General features: G+C 56.5%; 18 protein-coding genes and 3 pseudogenes. 11 read left to right on the forward strand and 10 right to left on the reverse strand.

Features of this window, described 5'->3' with window-relative positions; translation table 11 throughout:
• Window positions 1–696, forward strand: a complete 696-nt coding sequence (locus ACZ5A6_RS25190) for a cytochrome c3 family protein (RefSeq protein ID WP_272479405.1) — start codon at window positions 1–3, stop codon at window positions 694–696.
• A 540-nt stretch (window positions 697–1,236) separates the two neighbouring features.
• Here the strand turns inward: ACZ5A6_RS25190 and ACZ5A6_RS25195 are convergent.
• Window positions 1,237–1,668: a winged helix-turn-helix transcriptional regulator gene (locus tag ACZ5A6_RS25195; protein WP_174007757.1), complete on the reverse strand. Its 432-nt coding sequence runs from the start codon at window positions 1,666–1,668 to the stop codon at window positions 1,237–1,239.
• 126 nt (window positions 1,669–1,794) lie between these two features.
• On the opposite strand from ACZ5A6_RS25195, the gene ACZ5A6_RS25200 reads away from it, so the two are divergent.
• The 3 genes from ACZ5A6_RS25200 (at window position 1,795) to ACZ5A6_RS25210 (ending at window position 3,835) form a co-directional block, all read left to right on the forward strand.
• The gene (locus tag ACZ5A6_RS25200) at window positions 1,795–2,091 is read left to right on the forward strand and encodes a YciI family protein (RefSeq protein ID WP_174007754.1); all 297 of its coding nucleotides are present in this window, start codon (window positions 1,795–1,797) and stop codon (window positions 2,089–2,091) included.
• Between the two features lie 69 nt (window positions 2,092–2,160).
• Window positions 2,161–2,940, forward strand: coding sequence for an SDR family NAD(P)-dependent oxidoreductase (locus ACZ5A6_RS25205; RefSeq protein WP_464111590.1), 780 nt, complete (start codon window positions 2,161–2,163; stop codon window positions 2,938–2,940).
• Window positions 2,941–3,019: 79 nt separating this feature from the next.
• The gene (locus tag ACZ5A6_RS25210; protein ID WP_112683017.1) at window positions 3,020–3,835 is read left to right on the forward strand and encodes an oxidoreductase; all 816 of its coding nucleotides are present in this window, start codon (window positions 3,020–3,022) and stop codon (window positions 3,833–3,835) included.
• Between the two features lie 387 nt (window positions 3,836–4,222).
• Here the strand turns inward: ACZ5A6_RS25210 and ACZ5A6_RS25215 are convergent.
• Window positions 4,223–4,867, reverse strand: a pseudogene (locus ACZ5A6_RS25215) (NADPH-dependent F420 reductase).
• A gap of 246 nt (window positions 4,868–5,113) precedes the next feature.
• Here ACZ5A6_RS25215 and ACZ5A6_RS25220 point away from each other — a divergent pair.
• A complete protein-coding gene (locus ACZ5A6_RS25220; protein ID WP_174027637.1) occupies window positions 5,114–5,425 on the forward strand; it encodes a helix-turn-helix domain-containing protein in 312 nt (103 codons plus the stop codon).
• Window positions 5,418–6,671 (forward strand): type II toxin-antitoxin system HipA family toxin, encoded by a 1,254-nt coding sequence (locus ACZ5A6_RS25225; protein WP_464111604.1) that lies wholly within the window; start codon window positions 5,418–5,420, stop codon window positions 6,669–6,671. Before ACZ5A6_RS25220 ends, ACZ5A6_RS25225 begins: the two co-directional genes overlap by 8 nt.
• Before the next feature lie 159 nt (window positions 6,672–6,830).
• Here ACZ5A6_RS25225 and ACZ5A6_RS25230 read toward each other — a convergent pair whose 3' ends face one another.
• From ACZ5A6_RS25230 to ACZ5A6_RS25245, 4 genes and pseudogenes are all read right to left on the reverse strand, one after another.
• The gene (locus ACZ5A6_RS25230; protein WP_065689125.1) at window positions 6,831–7,145 is read right to left on the reverse strand and encodes an addiction module antidote protein; all 315 of its coding nucleotides are present in this window, start codon (window positions 7,143–7,145) and stop codon (window positions 6,831–6,833) included.
• Between the two features lie 361 nt (window positions 7,146–7,506).
• Window positions 7,507–8,049 (reverse strand): annotated as a pseudogene (locus tag ACZ5A6_RS25235) (IS6 family transposase); the annotation flags it as partial.
• A 103-nt stretch (window positions 8,050–8,152) separates the two neighbouring features.
• Window positions 8,153–9,049, reverse strand: a complete 897-nt coding sequence (locus ACZ5A6_RS25240; protein WP_112402703.1) for a transglutaminase-like domain-containing protein — start codon at window positions 9,047–9,049, stop codon at window positions 8,153–8,155.
• 471 nt (window positions 9,050–9,520) lie between these two features.
• Window positions 9,521–10,189, reverse strand: coding sequence for a GntR family transcriptional regulator (locus ACZ5A6_RS25245; RefSeq protein ID WP_112402702.1), 669 nt, complete (start codon window positions 10,187–10,189; stop codon window positions 9,521–9,523).
• Window positions 10,190–10,272: 83 nt separating this feature from the next.
• Here ACZ5A6_RS25245 and ACZ5A6_RS25250 point away from each other — a divergent pair, with 83 nt between their 5' ends.
• The 4 genes and pseudogenes from ACZ5A6_RS25250 to ACZ5A6_RS25265 all read left to right on the forward strand — a co-directional run bounded on the left by ACZ5A6_RS25250 (window position 10,273) and on the right by ACZ5A6_RS25265 (window position 13,161).
• A complete protein-coding gene (locus tag ACZ5A6_RS25250; RefSeq protein WP_464111591.1) occupies window positions 10,273–10,893 on the forward strand; it encodes a C39 family peptidase in 621 nt (206 codons plus the stop codon).
• A 36-nt stretch (window positions 10,894–10,929) separates the two neighbouring features.
• Window positions 10,930–11,998: pseudogene (locus ACZ5A6_RS25255) on the forward strand (D-alanine--D-alanine ligase family protein).
• 189 nt (window positions 11,999–12,187) lie between these two features.
• Entirely contained in the window at window positions 12,188–12,451 is a 264-nt protein-coding gene (locus ACZ5A6_RS25260) for a hypothetical protein (protein ID WP_013637284.1), read from the forward strand.
• An 11-nt stretch (window positions 12,452–12,462) separates the two neighbouring features.
• Complete coding sequence (locus ACZ5A6_RS25265; RefSeq protein ID WP_112402700.1) at window positions 12,463–13,161, forward strand: nucleotidyl transferase AbiEii/AbiGii toxin family protein; 699 nt, start codon at window positions 12,463–12,465, stop codon at window positions 13,159–13,161.
• Between the two features lie 214 nt (window positions 13,162–13,375).
• Here ACZ5A6_RS25265 and ACZ5A6_RS25270 read toward each other — a convergent pair whose 3' ends face one another.
• The 3 genes from ACZ5A6_RS25270 to ACZ5A6_RS25280 all read right to left on the reverse strand — a co-directional run bounded on the left by ACZ5A6_RS25270 (window position 13,376) and on the right by ACZ5A6_RS25280 (window position 15,158).
• Window positions 13,376–13,759 carry a type II toxin-antitoxin system VapC family toxin gene (locus tag ACZ5A6_RS25270; protein ID WP_112402698.1) on the reverse strand — a complete coding sequence of 128 codons (384 nt, stop codon included), beginning with the start codon at window positions 13,757–13,759 and terminating at the stop codon, window positions 13,376–13,378.
• Entirely contained in the window at window positions 13,756–13,956 is a 201-nt protein-coding gene (locus tag ACZ5A6_RS25275) for a type II toxin-antitoxin system VapB family antitoxin (RefSeq protein ID WP_112402713.1), read from the reverse strand. The genes ACZ5A6_RS25270 and ACZ5A6_RS25275 overlap by 4 nt, the downstream gene beginning before the upstream one ends.
• Window positions 13,957–14,354: 398 nt before the next feature.
• On the reverse strand, window positions 14,355–15,158 hold the full coding sequence (locus ACZ5A6_RS25280) for an AraC family transcriptional regulator (protein ID WP_112402697.1): 804 nt from the start codon (window positions 15,156–15,158) through the stop codon (window positions 14,355–14,357).
• 74 nt (window positions 15,159–15,232) lie between these two features.
• On the opposite strand from ACZ5A6_RS25280, the gene ACZ5A6_RS25285 reads away from it, so the two are divergent.
• Window positions 15,233–16,174, forward strand: a complete 942-nt coding sequence (locus ACZ5A6_RS25285; RefSeq protein WP_112402696.1) for an NmrA family NAD(P)-binding protein — start codon at window positions 15,233–15,235, stop codon at window positions 16,172–16,174.
• A 188-nt stretch (window positions 16,175–16,362) separates the two neighbouring features.
• On the opposite strand, the gene ACZ5A6_RS25290 is transcribed toward ACZ5A6_RS25285, so the two are convergent.
• Complete coding sequence (locus ACZ5A6_RS25290; RefSeq protein WP_112402695.1) at window positions 16,363–17,394, reverse strand: ankyrin repeat domain-containing protein; 1,032 nt, start codon at window positions 17,392–17,394, stop codon at window positions 16,363–16,365.
• Between the last annotated feature and the right edge of the window lie 13 nt (window positions 17,395–17,407).

The following is a 17,407-nucleotide window of genomic DNA, read 5'->3' on the forward strand; positions in this document are numbered from 1 at the left end:
ATTGCCCGTATTAAAAAACTCTTCATCTGGCTCTGGGCGGTTCTGACCACGCCGGCGGGTACGCTCAGCCTCGCCTTCCTGACGCTTGGCGGTTTCGTCGGTGGGGTGATCTTCTGGGGCGCCTTCAACACCGCGCTGGAAATGACCAACAAGGAAGCCTTCTGCATTTCCTGCCACGAGATGCGCGCCAATGTTTATGAAGAACTGACGCGGACGGTGCATTTCTCCAACCGTTCCGGCGTGCGCGCTTCCTGTCCAGATTGCCATGTGCCGCATGAATGGACCGACAAGATCGCCCGCAAGATGCAGGCCTCCAAGGAAGTCTGGGGCAAGATTTTCGGCACCATCGACACCCGCAAGAAATTCCTCGACAAGCGGCTCGAACTTGCTCAGCACGAATGGTCGCGCCTCAAGGCCAATGACAGCCTGGAATGCCGCAATTGTCATTCACCCGTTGCCATGGACTTTACCAAACAGACGCAGCGGGCCGCCGATATACATTCCAAATACCTGCTGACGGGCAAGGCCACCTGTATCGATTGCCACAAGGGTATCGCCCATGATCTGCCGAACATGGAAGGCATCGACCCCGGTTGGAAAATACCACCGGTGCTCAATGATGAACCTGGACAGACGGCGTCTGCGATCGATGATTTGCGGCGGGCAATGAGCGATGTTCATCGGAACGTTTTTTAAGAAGAACTTTGTCGCTTTGGCATTGCGTCAGACGCTGCTTGGGAGACCGGCGACGATAAGAGCCGGTAGGCCTCCTTGTTTTAGACGGGCCGATGGCAAGATTTCCATCAGCGCTATCTATTGGATTGGCCGAATACGTGAGCAATCGGCGATGAGTGGCACCGGCTTCGGCCGGTTCGCGCAGTTTCCAAACGGCCAAGATTACGGCAGTGATCATCTGGGTATCCTAAGTTCAGATCCCTTCAAGGCGTCGGAACCGGAAATGGCCACTACGCGGAAATAATTTCCGCTTCCGGCGGGTGCACGGGTTAACATCCTGTCGCACGACAGTTTACCGGACGACCATCTTTATTACTCAACAGCGAAGTCGGTCTACACAGAGACGGTGCGCTATTCGGAGAGAATGGCAGGGCTTCTGTCAGTCGCAGTCCTCGTGTCCACGATACTGCTCTCGACCGACGTGCTTGTGTGGGCCGCCGTGCGCTCAAGCAAGCGGTGACATGCGGAAGCACCAAGTGAAAAGATCGCAATAGATCGATGTCAGCCAGGCATCACGATCTTGATGGGACGCGTCCCGATGGGTTCGCCCGTGGTTCTATCGATCATCACCGGCTCGATTTCCGTGCCCAAGCCTTCATCGAAGAAGCGGGTGAACTCGCCGCCGCCGCGATGCTTTCCGCCCCACGCCGCGAGCGCGAAAAGGACCGGGAGAAAGTCCCGCCCTGCATCGGTGAGGACATACTCGTCGCGAGGTGGGCGTTCCGAGTAGCGGCGCTTTTCGAGAAGTCCTTCTTCCGTCATGGCAGCCAAACGTGTCGCCAGCGGTGTCGGCGCAATTTTGAGGTTCTTGCGAAACTCGTCGAACCGCGTGGACCCGGCGTGGGCGTCGCGCATGATCAGCATGCTCCATGCATCGCCTACGAGAGCAAGGCTCCGGGCAATGAGGCATGGCTGGTCCGAAAGATTTTTCATGTGGATCTCATTTTGGTAGTTACTTACTCTTAATATGAGAGTAACTCTTTATCCATCGACATTCCAGCGTAAATTTCTGTTGGCCGTCGAAATTAGCCGGTGCCCAATCCCATCAGGAAGACGACGATGAAGTTCTATCTCTGCAAATACATACCCCCGCGCCCCGATTTCCTCGCCACGATGACGACCGACGAAAAGACCTGGATGGGCCAGCACGGCACTTATCTCGACAGGCTTCTCGGGGAAGGTAAAATCGTGGCGCACGGGCCTGTCATGGACCCCGCTGGCGGTTACGGCGTCTCGCTTTATCAGATTGAAGACGACGAAAATATCGAGGCGCTGACCTCGCTTGACCCGATCGTGCAAAACGGCGCTGGCCACTACGAGCATTATCCTATGCTTCACATCAAGCGTCGCGGCTGAGTCCGCAAACCCCTTGTCTCCTCATGCCACCAATTATCGGCCGTCACGCGACCGACGGAAGGAACCTCTATGACCATCGCACTCATTACCGGAGCGTCCAGCGGTATTGGCGCCGTCTACGCACGACGGCTAGCCGCTCGGGGACACGACCTCGTTCTCGTCGCCCGGGCGACCGATCGCCTCGAAACGCTGGCCGCCGAACTTCGCCAGGCATATGGCATCGCCGTCGAGAACATCACGGCCGACCTTACAGACCCGACGCAACTCGGCACGGTCGCCGAACGCCTGAAGGCAGAGCCGTCTATCGACATTCTCGTCAACAACGCCGGGGCAGGATTGCTCGGCGGATTCACGTCGGCCGATCCTGCGGCGATGGAAACACTGCTTCGTCTCAACGTCGTCGCTCCGACGCTACTGGCTTCCGCGGTAATCGCGGGGATGGTGGAGCGGGGCAGCGGGTCGATCGTCAACATCGCCTCGGTGCTGGCGCTTTTACCCGAATATTCCCACGGCATCTATGCCGCCACCAAGTCCTATGTGCTGACCATGTCGCAGAGCCTAGCCGCAGAAGTCTCTTCCAAGGGCGTAGACGTCCAGGCTGTCCTGCCCGCCGCGACACGTACGGAAATCTTCGAGCGGGCAGGAGGTGACATCAACCGTGTCCAGAACCTGATGGAAGTGGAAGACCTCGTCGACGCGGCGCTGATCGGGTTTGACCGGAAGGAGCTGGTGACGATCCCGCCCGTGCCCGACGTCGCCGCATGGGATGCCTTCGAGCAGGCGCGCGGCGTCTTGGCCGCAGGCTTTAGCAACTCCGAACCCGCCGCGCGATACCGCTCCAACTCATGACACTTCGACCTCGCGGGGACCACTTGCAACTCCCGCGCCATCAACACCGCCCTGTATCGGGCGAACGAAAGGAATTGAAATGAACACGAACAATCGTAGCGTCGCCGTCGTCACCGGCGCGGCAACCGGAATCGGTCTTGCCACGGCCAAGGCTCTGGTGTCGGCCGGCTACCAGGTCTTTGGAACAAGTCGGAAGGCGAGGTCGGGGACGGTCGCGGGGATCACGATGCTTGAATGCGACGTGACCGACAGCGCTTCGGTGGCTGCAATGGTCGCCGAAGTCGTCAGCCGCACGGGCCGTATCGACATCTTCGTTAACAACGCGGGCGGGGCCCTCATCGGTGGCGCCGAGGAATCATCCGTTGAACAGGCGCAGGCTATCTTCGATCTCAACGTCTTCGGGATCGTCCGGACGACTAACGAGGTCCTACCGATCATGCGCAGGCAGCGTAGCGGGCGCATCATAAACATCAGTTCGGTGGTTGGCTTCATTCCCAGTCCGTTCAGCGCGCTTTACGCCGCCACGAAACATGCCGTCGAGGGTTACTCGGAGTCTCTCGATCACGAAGTCAGATCGCTCGGTATCAGGGTCCTTCTGGTGGAGCCTGCCTTTACGAACACGGCGCTTGACCACAACGCGAAACAGCCCGACCGCATGACGAGCGTCTACGATGCGGGCCGCAAGACAACGGAAGCCGTGTGGAACAGTGCCATCAAGGCAGGCGATGCGCCGGAGATTGTCGCGGAAGCCGTCGTGAAGGCGGCGACAGTAAAGTCGCCGAAGTTGCGCTACCCCGCCACCAAGGCGGCGCGGCAACTGCATTTCCTGCGACGCTTCGTACCCGCAAGCGCGTTCGACAAGAGCCTGCGCAAGCAGATGAAGCTGCCTGCCTGACGACGGTGACACTCGGGAAGGCGTCTCCTGACGATGGAAACGTCTTCAACTCAGCGACGATAGTGGATGTCCGAGGGCGTTGTTGGCAGAGAGATCTGTCGGTTGATCCATGGCTATCGGCGGAACTGGGCCGGGTTGCTATGCGCGAAGCCGCATAAGCAGAAGTTGATGGAGCGTTTTCGCCGGGGTAGTCGGTCCCGGCTTCCGCGATGCGGCGCTTCTCTAATCGGCGGTTTGAGGTCAAGCGCTTTCGCGCTTACTCAAAGCGAAACGAGTTCGAGCAAAGTCCAATTTCGCCCATATCGGACAAAGAGTGCACCTAACATTTTCACTCCGAAGGTCGCGAATTCAAGTGGCGGCCTCTTCGTTAAGCCGCCCCTTGTTGGGCTATCGCCTCCACGACCCCTCTGGGGGTTCCTTATCCCGTTCCGCCGCAGCGAGCGCCGCAATGACACCGTCCTTATCGAGCGGGATGCAGTAAGCGGGCTTGGCCCGCTCAAAACGCCAGCTATCAGCGAGGGGCCGACGTCTACAGTATCGAACCCGAAGTCCGCTTGTAGGGTGGTCACAATCACCTTGTTGGCGGCATCGTCACCCCCAATCGGCAAGGCACACTTAGCTCTGTTTGGAAGTGCAACAGGATCGAGGAGGTCGTTCTCCAGAATGGCGTTGAACGCCTTGATGATCGTCGCCGCTTGGAAATGGTTTGCGATCAGTTGCGACGTTTTCGTCTCGCGCCGGTCGAGCGCATCGATACTTCCATCCCTATCCGGGTAGTAGTTGTTCGCATCGATGACGATCTTGCCATCAAGGAACTGCGGTGCAAGCTGCGAACGGCACTGTGAGAACCATCACATCGCTGGACGAGGGCAGGTCGGATACAACAGCGGCCTGACAACCAATTTCGGCCGCTGCCTCGCGCAGGGGTTCTGGTCCGCGCGAATTGCTGAGCGTCGCGGTATGTCCTTTCGCGACTGCAAGCCGGGCCAGTGCCTTACTGATGTGCTCGGCCCCGATGAAGCCAATCCTCATGCCTTGTCTTCCTGCTCGGCAGGCATGTTGCCAGGCGGATAGGAGCGGACATTTAAAGAAGGGTGTATTTTGGGTGTGCTTCCAGTTTCGGTGCCCAGATTGTCTCAGTGGAGGAAACAAAATTGATCTGTAAGAAGATCTTTTAGTCTGATATGATCCCTATTAGCGGCATTTGGTTTGACTGAGCAGATGCTGTGAGATACTTAAACATATCATAATGGGGAAGATGAAGCGTTAAGGTATCATATGAAGTCGGATTCGGAGGCTCTTCAGGACATAGGGCGGCTGCTCAAGACGTCGCGCAAGACTTTGGGCCTCACCCAGGAGCAGGTTGCGGATATGGCGGGTATATCGCGACCGCGGTACCGCGAGATTGAGGTTGGAGCCAGCGCTGCCCGTACGACCACTCTGGTCAACATTGGTCGTGCGCTTGGTCTGGAACTGATGCTCATCCCTCAAGCGATGGTCCCGGCGGTTGAAGCTTTACTGCAGCCAGGTGGCGCCGAAGATGACCTTCCTGCTTTCGTCGCCAGTCCTGATGGTGATGGCAATGTCTGATGCGCCTCTTGATCCAAGAGCTATAACCTCACTGGACGTGCTGCTGAATGACCTGAAGGTCGGCGTGATCGTGAGGACGCCGGGAGACTTCAACGCGTTCAGCTTTGAGGAGAGCTATCGACAGACGGGTGGTTTCCCAGTGCTCAGTTTGTCATTTCGCGCGGCACATGGGGGTCTGCGGAAGGATCCGAAGCCTGCCGCAAGGGCTTTGCCATCGTTCTTTGCGAACCTTCTTCCAGAGGATAAACTGCGCGAGGCTATGGAGAGGCACCATTCAGGCAGCGTGCGAGCAGGAAATGATTTCGATTTGCTTGCGGCACTCGGATCGGATCTGCCGGGGGCTGTCCGAATTGTGCCGAGCGAAGGCAGCGTTGTTCGTAATGAGGGTTTGACACCCCCCAGACCGAAGGCCCGGTTTTCGCTCGCCGGCGTGCAAATGAAACTCTCCGTCATTAAAAACACAGGCAAGGGCGGCGGTCTGACGATCCCCTTAGGCGACGAGCAGGGTTCATATATCGCCAAGTTTCCATCAACATCATTTCCCGCTGTCTCGGAAAACGAATTTGCAAATCTCGCATTGGCCGAAGCGATTGGTATGGACGTGCCGGAACGCGAGCTCGTGGAACAATCGCAGTTCGAGGGTATCCCGGAGGAGTTTGAGACATTGTCCGACGGCAAAGTCCTCCTCGTCAAACGTTTCGATCGCGTTGCCGGTGGTGAACGAATCCATATCGAAGATTTCGCACAGGTATTCGGCGTCTATCCGTCTCGAAAATATGAGGGGGCCTCATATCATGATATCGCTGTGGCTATTGGGGTCGCCGTTTCTTCAGCTTCAGCCCTCGAGTTCGTCCGACGACTGGCTTTGGCAGTCCTGACAGGAAATGGCGACATGCACCTCAAGAATTGGTCGCTGATTTATTATAGGAAGGGCAACAAGCCGGCACTCGCCCCAGTCTATGATGTGCTCTCGACAGTCCCTTACATTCCGTCGGATGCCATGGCACTGTCGCTGGCCAGTGAAAGGCCGTTCAAGGCAATGAACGCCCAGCGATGGAAAGTCTTCGCGCATCGTGCGCGACTGCCTGAAGCTGCTGTGCTGAAGGCTGTTACGCAGACCGTCGAGCGCGTCAACCAGTCTTGGTGGTCTCTGCCTGAACGAGCTGTTCTACCCGATAGAGTGTTGGAACGGATTGATGCCCACATCAAGCTGATGTCGCCGATCCTCGGCACGTGCGCGAATTAGCAATTGGTGTTTTTGCGTAACTCGTTAGCAGTTTCATAGCCCACCAAAACCGATAGGGTCGCTGGTTCGAATCCGTTCAAGAGCTTAAACCATGAGAAATCGGCTACCTCGGTCTGTCTCGAGCCCAAAAAGCGTTTAGAAAACGTTCGAATATGCCGTTCACTTCGCCGCGGCGTTCGAACCGCTGCTGGATTTCAAAACAAGATTTAGCCTGTAACCAAGGGCGTCAGCTACCTTCGCAATCGTCCCAAACTCTGGGTTGCCATCGCCACTTAATGCTCGGTAAAGAGCAGGTCGCGTAAGTCCGGTATTCCGAGAGAGATCCGACATGCCGCGCGCGCGCGCGACAACACCAAGAGCGCGAGCGATATGGTTTGCGTCTCCATCTTCGCTAGCAGCTAAAAGATATTCAGCGATCGCTTCCTCACTCCCAAGGAATTCGGCGGAGTCGTACTCAAATGTCTCAAGTGGCATGCGATTACTCCTTCAATTGCTGTGCTAGTTTTTTAGCTAATCGAATTTCTTTGTCCTGGGGACCCTTGTCGCCACCGACCAGGCCTCTCTGTCGAAATGTTTGGCGACGAAGGGAAGCAGCGGCAATGGCTTGCTTACGCCGCATCGCTCGAACTAGACGCTGGTTCGCTGGAATCGATCATTGAACGGATTTGGGAGTTGGTCAGCCCGTCATGCGCGCGAATCGTAGCAAGAAACGAGAATTAGGCATGACCGAGGGTATCACCATCATTGAAGTCTGGGACGTCGAAACCTTCGACAGCGAGCTGCGCGGCGACCTCGACGCCCACGCCGATGTCATCCGAGATTACATACTCACCTCGCGCCACTCTCGCCGTCGCACTACAAGATGAGAGTTCTCAGCTCGGTTGTTCAATCCGTTATGCGAACGATGTTCGACGCGCGGCATCAACTGGGATTTTGCGGCCGAATAGAAACGCAGCTTGTCGGTCACCATCACGCGCGGGGCGGTCCCCTGGTGCTTGAGCAGCTTTCTCATCAGCTTTAAGGCGGCCGCCTTGTTCCGTCGGCTTTGCAGCAGAGCGTCGAGCACGTAACCGTTCGCGTCGATGGCGCGCCACAACCAATATTTCTTTCCCTTGATCGTCACCACCATCTCGTCGAGCTGCCACTTGTCGGAGAAATGGCCTCGTGAACGGTGCCGCAGCAGATGAGCAAATTTCAAGCCGAATTTCGCCGCCCATTCCGAGACGGTCTGGAATGAGACGTTGATGCCGCGCTCAGCGAGCGGATCTTCAATGTCACTGAAGCTGAGCGGGAACCGATAATAGAGCCATCCGGCATGGGCAATTATCTCAGCGGGAAATCGGTGGCGTCTGAAGTGGACGAGAGGGGCTTCGGTCATGAAAACCCGATATCAGGTCATTTCGAACAGGCAGTTAAGGCGACGCCACCTTGCCGTGATACTAGCTTGGGCGGCAAACGCCGGGATAGGCAATGCGTTCCGATCAGTTGAGCACAGTTTCGATGCGATCATCCGTTGTGACGTTGACCTGGACTGACATGCCCTCGTAGTCAGCGGCTGTTCCGTCGTAACTTCCCCACAAAGGAACTGCCTGCTTCGGATCCCGCGCCACCCCAACACGGATAAGATCATGGTTGCCCACGATACCGTTGGTTGGGTCGAACTCAGCCCAACCGGCGCCTGGCAAATAGATCTGGCACCACGCATGGGTGGAACCGCCGCCAAGGGTGGTGGATCCGTCTCGGTCTGGAACGTAGATATAGCCCGTGACGAACCTGGCCGCGAACCCAAGTGATCGAGCGGCCTCCATCATAAGTAGCGCGAAGTCGCGGCAGGTTCCCTTTCGAAGCTGCAGCGTCTCGGTCGGCGCTTGCGTTCCATGCTCTTGTCGTCGGGCATAGATGAAACTTTCATGGATGGCGTAGCACAACGTCATCAGCAGGTGCCCGGTTTCAGTGGGTTGCCCGGTTCGCACGAATTGGCGCGCCCATTTACCGACCTGATCATGTGGATCAGCGTAATGGCGCTGGATGGTTCGTTCCAGATCCAGCGCTTCGTCTGGATCATATGAAAACGGGTAAGTCAAAGCGTCCTGATCGATTTGCAGATCAATTGCGACATAGGGTGTATGGTTAAGGCGAATGACGGTTTCGAAGCGGAGCTCACGTGAGGGTTGAGCAAAGCCGATGACTGCGACGCAGTTTCCGAACACATCATGGATCCAACGAAGATAGTCCGGTTCCGGGTCGATGAGGAGTCGGGAGCTCAGCAGCGTCTGATCGAAACTGTCTCTCGGTCTGAACAAAAGTCTGTGCTCTCCGAACGCAACCGGCCGTTTATAACGATAGGACGTGACATGCCGGACGGTAAATATTGTCATCGATCACCGGGGGGTACGAGGTCCAGGACGGCTGGCACCGTATCACTCTAAAGAAGCACATGCATTGTTACATCGTTCCAGCTGGCATGAGATAATCCGCGCGGGCGATGGCCCCCAACCTATTGGTGACAATCCGGCTGAGGTTGAAAACCGTGATGCAGCCTATCAAATGTCCCGAAGAAGCCCACGCCTAATCCACCTTGAGCCCGCGCGATGCGTTCGCGACGTTAAGCTAAAATCACTCTTTGTCCACTTTCAGCCGAAGCGAAAGATAGTTTTAAGTCGAAACTTCCGAAGAGGTCGTGATAACGCAACGGTCTGTCAGGGTAGATTCCTACTTCCGCGGTGTGGGGGTCAGCGGTTCACCTCTCATCAAGAGCAAAAATGTACCTGTTACCCGTCTCAACGGCAGCGAATCTCCTAGTTCAAGCGTACTTTCGCCCGTCTCGAACGCTGAACCGGCGAGCCGCCTTAGCTCGACTGGGCGGCCGTGCTGAGCTTGCGACTTCCTTCAAGCAAATGACGCTGCAAAATTGCACTTGCAGCGTCGATATTCCGATCTCTGCAAGCCTTTAACAGAGCACGGTGCTCGTCCTGCGATTGCTGCTCATAGTCCAAGCTGGATAGCAATACACGTACGTAGCGGTCGGCTGCATCATGGTGGGTAGCGATAAGGCCGATGAGCCGCTCATTTTGGCAGGCGCCGTAAAGTGTCATGTGGAACTGCTTATTCAGCGTCCCCCAACGTCCCACATCTTTCTCAGCGTCGATCTGGGCGAGAAATGTTGCCGCCCTGTCCAAATCGGCTGTCGTCAGCCCTTCATATGATAGGCGCAAGGCTTCCGTCTCCAGTAGCGAGCGAATGGAATAGATCTCCGCAATCTCCTTGGCATCTATTCTTGCCACGAAGGCCCCCTTTGTCGGGTGAATGGTTACGAGGCCCTCGCTTTCCAGAAGCCTCAAGGCATCACGCACAGGCATGCGGCTGAACCCAAATCGTGCGGCCAGCTCGTCTTGTCGGAGCGCGACGCCACTGCGAAGCTCTCCACCGGAAATCGCTTCCCTGAGAACCCTTGCGATACGATCCGCCACAGTCTCCGGCCGGATGGTTTCAACATTTATTGCGACGAAATTGTTCATGGTCAACCTTCTCCGAGACAGCAATCATCTTGATCATGCCAAGCAACCTCGTATACGAGTATACCGTTCAGGAGATTTTTGCCATGCCCTTATCATCAGGCGTCGTTCCTTATTTCAGTCAGTGGGAAACACCGGAGATGACATTGCCCGTGCTTGCCGAAGGATCTGCGGCGCTGCTGCGCGATCCGCTCTGGCGGCAATCGGGTGCCGAGACGATCGAGGAATACGCGCGCTGGGCGGTCAATGTCTGCGGCATGGCCTGCTTGAGGATGATCCTGGCAGCGCGCGGCGACCTGCATCCGACGCTTGCTCTCGCCCGTGCCTGCACCGCCTATGGCGGCTATGTCGTCAACGAGCTGGATGCTTCGATCAAGGGACTAATCTATGCGCCCTTCGTGACCTATGTGGGCGAGCGCTTCGGGCTCTCGGCAGAAACGATGACGGGTGTCGCAACAGAGAGCATCCCCGGTCTGCTCGCTGAACGCCCGTTCTTCATCGCCTCGGTCAATAGCGGCATACGCTGGCCGGAACGCATGCCGCCCTCAAAAGGCGGGCATCTCATTCTGGTGACGGCAGCCTCGGCTGATACGGTCCGTTTCCACAATCCATCCGGTCATGATGCTGCGAGCCAGGCGGATGTGCTGCTACCGCTTGCCATATTCGACCGCTTCTTTGCCAATCCCGGCATCGCGATCAGCTTCTGAGATCTATTTAGACACCGGATTATTTTGGGGGTTTTCATGACATCTTCCCGCGGCAAGCCGCGCATCGCCGTTCTCTTCGGCGGCCGCTCGGCCGAACACGACGTCTCCGTCATGTCGGCGACGAATGTCGTGGGGGCACTGGAGCCCTCGAAATACGAGGCGGTGCCGATCTTCGTGACGCGGGAAGGCGAGTGGCTGCTCAGCCATTTCGAAAATGGCGTGCTCGCCAGGCCGGCAAACGGCACCGAAATCGCATTGGTGCCCGGCGGGCGTGGGCGGATGATCGCCATCGACGGCGGCAGAATGAGCGATGCCGGGAAGATCGATATTCTGTTCCCGGTTCTGCATGGTATTTTTCGGCGAGGATGGTTCCGTGCAGGGACTGGCGGAGGTGGCCCGCGTGCCACTGGTTGGCTGCGGCATCCTGGGTTCAGCGACAGCGCTTGACAAGGATATCGCCAAGCAGCTGCTGCGGGCGGCGGGGTTACCGGTGGCGCGTGCTGTTACCGTGCATGCGGATCGGGTGCCGTCCTTCGACACGCTTGAGATCGCGTTGGGTTTGCCGCTGTTCGTCAAGCCGGCGCGTCAGGGGTCTTCGGTCGGCGTGCGCAAGGTTTCTGGCAACCAGGAATTTGCGCCGGCGCTCGCGGAGGGCTTCAAGCATGACCGCAAGCTGCTTGCCGAGGAATTCATCCGCGGCCGCGAGATCGAGTGCAGCGTGCTCGAGGACGCCAAGGGTGGCCTGTTCGTCTCTCGCCCGGGTGAGATCATCCCGGCCGAAAGCCATGGCTTCTATAGCTACGATGCGAAATATATCGACGACGATGGCGCGGCGCTGACGGTTCCGGCAGAGCTTCCGCCAGAGGTTGAGATGAAGATCCGCGAGACGGCAGCACTCGCCTTCCGGGCGCTCGGTTGCGACGGTATGGCGCGCGTCGATTTCTTCCTGACCGAGGACATGGCTTTTTTGGTCAACGAGGTGAACACCATTCCGGGGTTCACCGATATCAGCATGTATGCGAAGGCGATGGCGGCAAGCGGCGTCAGCTATCCTGAGGTAATCGACGGGCTCGTTGAACACGGTTTTGCGCGCGCCGGCCTCTGAGCCGCAAAATGCCTCTTCCCGGTGTAGTAGACATGCACCGGGAAGAAAAACGCCGCAGCTTCGTCTGCTCTTGTGGCAAGAACTGGAATAAGCCGGATTAATTGCCGTTGCATGCCTGCGTCTGCTGTGTTTCTTGCGTTTTTGGCGGGTATGTATTACATAACTTATTGAAAATTGGTGGTGATAACGATGTCTAGCGTTGCGATTAAGGTTCTGTCGACGGTGAACGCCCCTTACGGGACGAACCTTTCGGCTGAGCAACTCGCTTCGAAGATTTCGGATTTTGCGAGCGTTGAGAATTTCGATGCTTCGGCATTCTCATTCTATTCCGAAGTGAAAGCCGAGCTCCAGCACCAGTTTCTGGATGAGATGGAAATCGACCACGGTACAGCATCCGAGATTGCCCAGAAATTCTCGCAGCTAGCTGGATATCCCCTCGCCCTAGCCGCTTGAGGGTTGTCCTGATGAGCCAATGGGAAAGCCTTTTCGACCAGGCTGCGTCAATTATCAATCAGGCGAACTCTTCTTTTAAACTCCTCGATAGCTGGACTTTCGGGGGTGGCACCGCCCTTATGCTCCAGATAAACCATCGTGAAAGCTTCGATATCGACATTTTCGTCGATGATCCGCAGGTCCTCCCATATCTGAACCCGACAACACAGGGCTATACCCTGCAGGTGAACCCAGATGAATATGTTTCGGACGGGACGCATGCGTTGAAAATCGTGTTCGCGGGCATCGGTGAAATTGACTTCATTTGTGCTCCAAGTCTGACCAACGATCCAACATCCCGCGTCGCAGTACGTGGAATCCAAGTTGACCTTGAGACCCCGGGCGAAATCATCGCGAAGAAGGTTCACTATCGAGGATCCTCTCTTCAGCCACGTGACATGTTCGATATCGCGTGCATCGCCAAGGCATGCGGCGATGGATACGTTCTCGAAGCTCTCTTGCCATTCAAAAACAGGGCCGCCGCTGCATTGGCCGTCGCCGAGAGAATGGATGCACGCCTCGCTAGCACAGTTATGGGGAAGCTTCAGTATAGAGAAGGATATGCGGATATTTCGAAAACTGCTCAAGCGACGACAATCTCGCTTTTGAAAACGCTGTGCGATCACAAGCCAGCGGTATCCGCAGCGCCTTCCTCTACGTCTCCGCGCTGATTTCTCCGCAACTTGGCGACCTTAGCTATACCGCCGTTCGGTCGATCATTCTTTCGGTGCGCATCATTTCGATTAGCCAGCAAAACCAAGTTAGGGCGGCGCCAGCGAGTGTGAGTGAATTGCGTCGCAAATGCTTACCCAATCCACGACGCGTGGACGACGGTTCGAATCCGTTCAAGAGCCACAATATTGCTGGGCGTCCTGCGTTATTGGGCTAATGAGAGGCTTGCGCGTGCGGGTAAAGTGCCGCACCAACTTTTTGCGCTGCGGCCGCTAGGCGCTTATCTCTTGTCCACAAGCTTGATCGCCGGTCGAGCAACGTTGAAGTCAGTAAATACGCATCTGTGTAACCAATCCCCACGCTGAATATCGAATGACGATCAATGACCGTCATTACTTCCGCATGGGTCGCGATTAGCGCCTCGCGTTGAGCTGTTAGGAACTCTAAAACTGCAGCCCGCTCTCTTAAGCTGCCGAGCGCCAATTCGGCTACAACGAAAGGGTGGCAGAGCAGCTGGTCATCATTGATGATTTTTCGTAGTTCTGAGTAATCGTATCGAAAATGATCTATCCAGGTCGATGTGTCTACCAGGATCACTTTGCCACATCGCTCCGTCGGCGAGGCGACGCTTCAACCCCAGGCATAGAGCCGCCAAGCGCGATCAGCCGTTTGCCGGATTCCACACGCACGAGTGTCTCCAGCGCTTGCCGCACGAGAGCTGCTGTTTCCTTGGTGCCCGTGAGGGACTTGGCCCGTTCCATAAGATTGTCGTCGATATTTATGGTTGATCGCATATTCGAGCCCCCGTAAATGAGTAGCTCGTATGGCACCATTTGGTGCGAAAATCCACGACTCATTTCGTGCGGCTAACATCTTCATGTTTCACGGATGGTTGATTCGTATCCGTTCAAGGCGTGGGTATTGGCGTTTTGGGGACATGCACTTAGAAATAACGCGCATCCTCTCAATAGCTTCAATGCCGAAGATCCAAATGATTGATACAAAGGGGGCTGTCGATCCCGGATCCCAGCGCTACCGTCGCCTCTCTGATCGGCTGGGTGAGGTCGAGCCCTTTTTCGACCTTGTTCCTGAGCGGGACGACGCAAGATCCATCGTCCGTAGTAGGCCCATTGTAGTCACGGCACGTGCTGCAAGGGCCGACCAGTGTTGAGAAATTCGGCTACTCGGAAAATCACCTCGCGAAGTAGCGGGTCGGTGTTGTTCCCAATGCCTTCTTGAACATGACGATAAAGGCGGTAGGGGATTCGTATCCCAAGTCGCTCGACACCCTCTGGACCGTCGCGCCGCTGGCCAGTTCGCGCAACGCGATGACCAGATGCAGTTGCCGCCGCCATCGGCCGAAGGTAAGTCCCGTTTCCTGGACCATCAGCCGCTTCAAGGATCGCTCACTCATGGCAACGTGTGTCGCCCAATCCACGAGCGTGCGACGATCGCTCGGCTCCGCCATCAGTGCAGCGGTGATCGCGGCGATTTTGGGATGGCTGGAGGCGGGCAAATCCAGCCCCTGCATCGGCATTTGCGCGAGTTCGTCCAGCAAGACCTGCACCATACGGCCGACATGATTGTCCGGAGGAGAATTGACGGGTACATCCGCCAGTCGGAGGATCATCTCGCGGAGCATCGGTGACACAGACAAAGTACAGCACTCATGAGGCAGTGTCGCTGCGCCTGGTTGAACGAACAGATAGGACAGGCGTGCGTTGGACGTCACCTGGTTGCTGTGGGGCACGCCGCCGGGTATCCAGACTCCGCAGTCTGGTGGGACAATCCAGATGCCATTTTCCGTCTTGCAGGTGACGGCCCCATGCAGGGCCAAGATGAGCTGCCCTTCCTTGTGCTGGTGCTGGGGTACTTCTGCCTCATAGTCATTGAAGTCGAGGCGAACAGCGAAGGCCGGACGATCCGACTGGTCGAGATCAATGTCATCGTAGCACGAACGCAGCAGTTTTGCGGATTGGCCCGATTTCGAGATCATTTGGCATTATCTCCAAATTCGTACGCACAGCAATAGTCTACTAATCGGCGATCAACAACCGCAAGGAGACTGTCATGCGAATTTCTGTCGTCGGTGCCACGGGACGAGTTGGCGCTAAACTTACCCGGAACTTACTGAAGGCCGGGCATCAGGTTAGAGCATTGTCGCGAGGTGGCCCAGCGTTGGACGCACTGGTCGCGCTCGGCGCAGAGCCATTTCTGGGAAGCTTTGACACCGGAGAGGGAGACCTTGACCAGTTTTTCCAAGGTGCCGATGCTGCGTTCCTGATGGTGAAGACCGATTGGAACAACATCGAGGGGCATTACCCCGCTGTTGCCAAGCGCTTTGTCGATGCGCTCAAAAAATCCTCTGTCAACCTGGCCGTGAGCCTGACGGCCATGGGTTCGGACGTGAAGGGGAAAACGGGCCATTTCGAATGCTTCCACGATCTGGACGAAAAGTTAAACGAACTCGGCAACATCGATTTGGTCCACCTGCGCGCCGCTTGGTTCATGGACGACGTATCGGCGTGGACGGGGCCGGTTGCCAAATACGGTCGAATTGCCTGGTTCTGCAAACCCGATTTGAAAATGCCCTGGGTGGCGACCGATGACATTGCGTGGCTGGCGGCCAAGGAATTGACCAATCCGAGGGGCGGACACCGCGTATACCTAGAAGTAGGCTCGGAAGATGTCTCGATGAACGAACTGGCCGAAATCATTGGCAAGAAGATCGGCAGGCCGGTGGATTACCGATACATCGAAACGACCCATAAAGACGTCGAGGCTGAATTTCTGGCACGGTTCGGGACGCTGGAGAAATGGCAGGACGACACCCTCAGTGCTGACGCTTTGAACAGTGGCATCGTAAGGTTCCATGGAGAGCACGAGTATCGTCCGAAATTGCCCACGACGATGGAGACGTTCATTGGTGATGTCTGGAAGACCCGCTATCTGGACGCGGTCAAAGCGGGAGAACAGCGAGAAACGTTTTTCATGTGGGCTGCCAGAGACTAGCTATGGCGGCTCTTTTGAACCGTCCCCCACGCGTTCCACCATCCAGGATGCTACCGCAAATTGTTGATGTGCGGTAGCTAAATGAGCGAAATTTGCGCAGCTTGGCCATCAAACCGAGATCACACCACTGCACTACGGATCAGTCTTTAATTTCCATCGCCGCGCCCTTGAGAGCTCAACGAGTTAACTCAAAGGATTTCTGGTTGGGATCCAGTCTGCTGACTGTCGCTGCTCAGCATTTCAACGATCGGTTCATAGCCGTAGAGAGTAGCGAGGCTCAGTGGTGTTAGGCCCGAGTGAGTTTTCAGATCACGGCGAGCACCAGCGCGCACAAGGGATGCAACTGCATCTACGTATCCATGCCAAACAGCATCGTGCAAAGCGGTCAGGCCATTGTAAGGACCCTGCGCGTCGAGCTCAATCTGTGTGTCCCCCTGTTTTGCTGCTGACGTCAGAATATCGATGTGATCCGCCTTCCCAAAATAGGCAGCATCGTGAAGTGGCGAACCGCGCATGAGACCGATGGTGCGGCGAGGATCTGCCCCAGCATCCAGTAATAGGCGCACGATTTCGGCATGACCTTCGCGAACTGCAAGACCGAGAGGCGTGTAGTCGTCATCGAACGTCCCGGTTATCGGCACCCGAACCTCAAAATCCGCGCCATCTGCGATCAGCCGCTTCACCTCCTCAATATTTCCGGCCTTGACTGATGAGATGATTGACAAGCTGGCGATGTGCTTTTCATCCGCCTCATCTCTTTCCTCAATCAGCGCTGCGATTGCTTTCAGGTCGTCATGCTTGGCGATGTCGAGCGCGGTCTGTTGCCAGTAATTCCGTATCGTGGTGCGCGCGCGGCGCGACAGCAAAACCCGCACAACAGCTTCGTGCTTGTGAAGCACGGCATCCATCAATGCGGTATTGCCAAGAACTGGCGATTGCTGATTGATGAAAGCTCCGTGGTCAAGCAGAATCCCGATCACGTCGGCGCTGCCGGACTGTGCCGCTTTGTGGATTGCCGTTGCTCCCATTCGAGGGTCCGCCGTCAGCACGTCCGCGCCGGCAGTAAGGAGCAAAGCAACAGCTTGTGCCTGCCCAAGCGCAGACGCGATCATCAACGGCGTGAGACCATCGGGGCCTCTAGCGTTAACGTCCGCCCCGGCGTCGATAGCTTCTTTGACCGAAGCAAGATCGCCTGTACGAAGTGCGTGAGAAAGTATCATGGTTCTATGTTCC

Source organism: Agrobacterium sp. 6Ca8 (assembly GCF_055382765.1).

Excerpts from the sequence above, each read along its gene's own strand:
- ACZ5A6_RS25195 (WP_174007757.1), bottom strand. The coding sequence starts at position 1,668 with ATGAAAAATCTTTCGGACCAGCCATGCCTCATTGCCCGGAGCCTTGCT.
- ACZ5A6_RS25200 (WP_174007754.1), top strand. The coding sequence starts at position 1,795 with ATGAAGTTCTATCTCTGCAAATACATACCCCCGCGCCCCGATTTCCTC.
- ACZ5A6_RS25205 (WP_464111590.1), top strand. The coding sequence starts at position 2,161 with ATGACCATCGCACTCATTACCGGAGCGTCCAGCGGTATTGGCGCCGTC.
- ACZ5A6_RS25210 (WP_112683017.1), top strand. The coding sequence starts at position 3,020 with ATGAACACGAACAATCGTAGCGTCGCCGTCGTCACCGGCGCGGCAACC.
- ACZ5A6_RS25220 (WP_174027637.1), top strand. The coding sequence starts at position 5,114 with ATGAAGTCGGATTCGGAGGCTCTTCAGGACATAGGGCGGCTGCTCAAG.
- ACZ5A6_RS25225 (WP_464111604.1), top strand. The coding sequence starts at position 5,418 with ATGTCTGATGCGCCTCTTGATCCAAGAGCTATAACCTCACTGGACGTG.
- ACZ5A6_RS25230 (WP_065689125.1), bottom strand. The coding sequence starts at position 7,145 with ATGCCACTTGAGACATTTGAGTACGACTCCGCCGAATTCCTTGGGAGT.
- ACZ5A6_RS25240 (WP_112402703.1), bottom strand. The coding sequence starts at position 9,049 with ATGACAATATTTACCGTCCGGCATGTCACGTCCTATCGTTATAAACGG.
- ACZ5A6_RS25245 (WP_112402702.1), bottom strand. The coding sequence starts at position 10,189 with ATGAACAATTTCGTCGCAATAAATGTTGAAACCATCCGGCCGGAGACT.
- ACZ5A6_RS25250 (WP_464111591.1), top strand. The coding sequence starts at position 10,273 with ATGCCCTTATCATCAGGCGTCGTTCCTTATTTCAGTCAGTGGGAAACA.
- ACZ5A6_RS25260 (WP_013637284.1), top strand. The coding sequence starts at position 12,188 with ATGTCTAGCGTTGCGATTAAGGTTCTGTCGACGGTGAACGCCCCTTAC.
- ACZ5A6_RS25265 (WP_112402700.1), top strand. The coding sequence starts at position 12,463 with ATGAGCCAATGGGAAAGCCTTTTCGACCAGGCTGCGTCAATTATCAAT.
- ACZ5A6_RS25275 (WP_112402713.1), bottom strand. The coding sequence starts at position 13,956 with ATGCGATCAACCATAAATATCGACGACAATCTTATGGAACGGGCCAAG.
- ACZ5A6_RS25280 (WP_112402697.1), bottom strand. The coding sequence starts at position 15,158 with ATGATCTCGAAATCGGGCCAATCCGCAAAACTGCTGCGTTCGTGCTAC.
- ACZ5A6_RS25285 (WP_112402696.1), top strand. The coding sequence starts at position 15,233 with ATGCGAATTTCTGTCGTCGGTGCCACGGGACGAGTTGGCGCTAAACTT.
- ACZ5A6_RS25290 (WP_112402695.1), bottom strand. The coding sequence starts at position 17,394 with ATGATACTTTCTCACGCACTTCGTACAGGCGATCTTGCTTCGGTCAAA.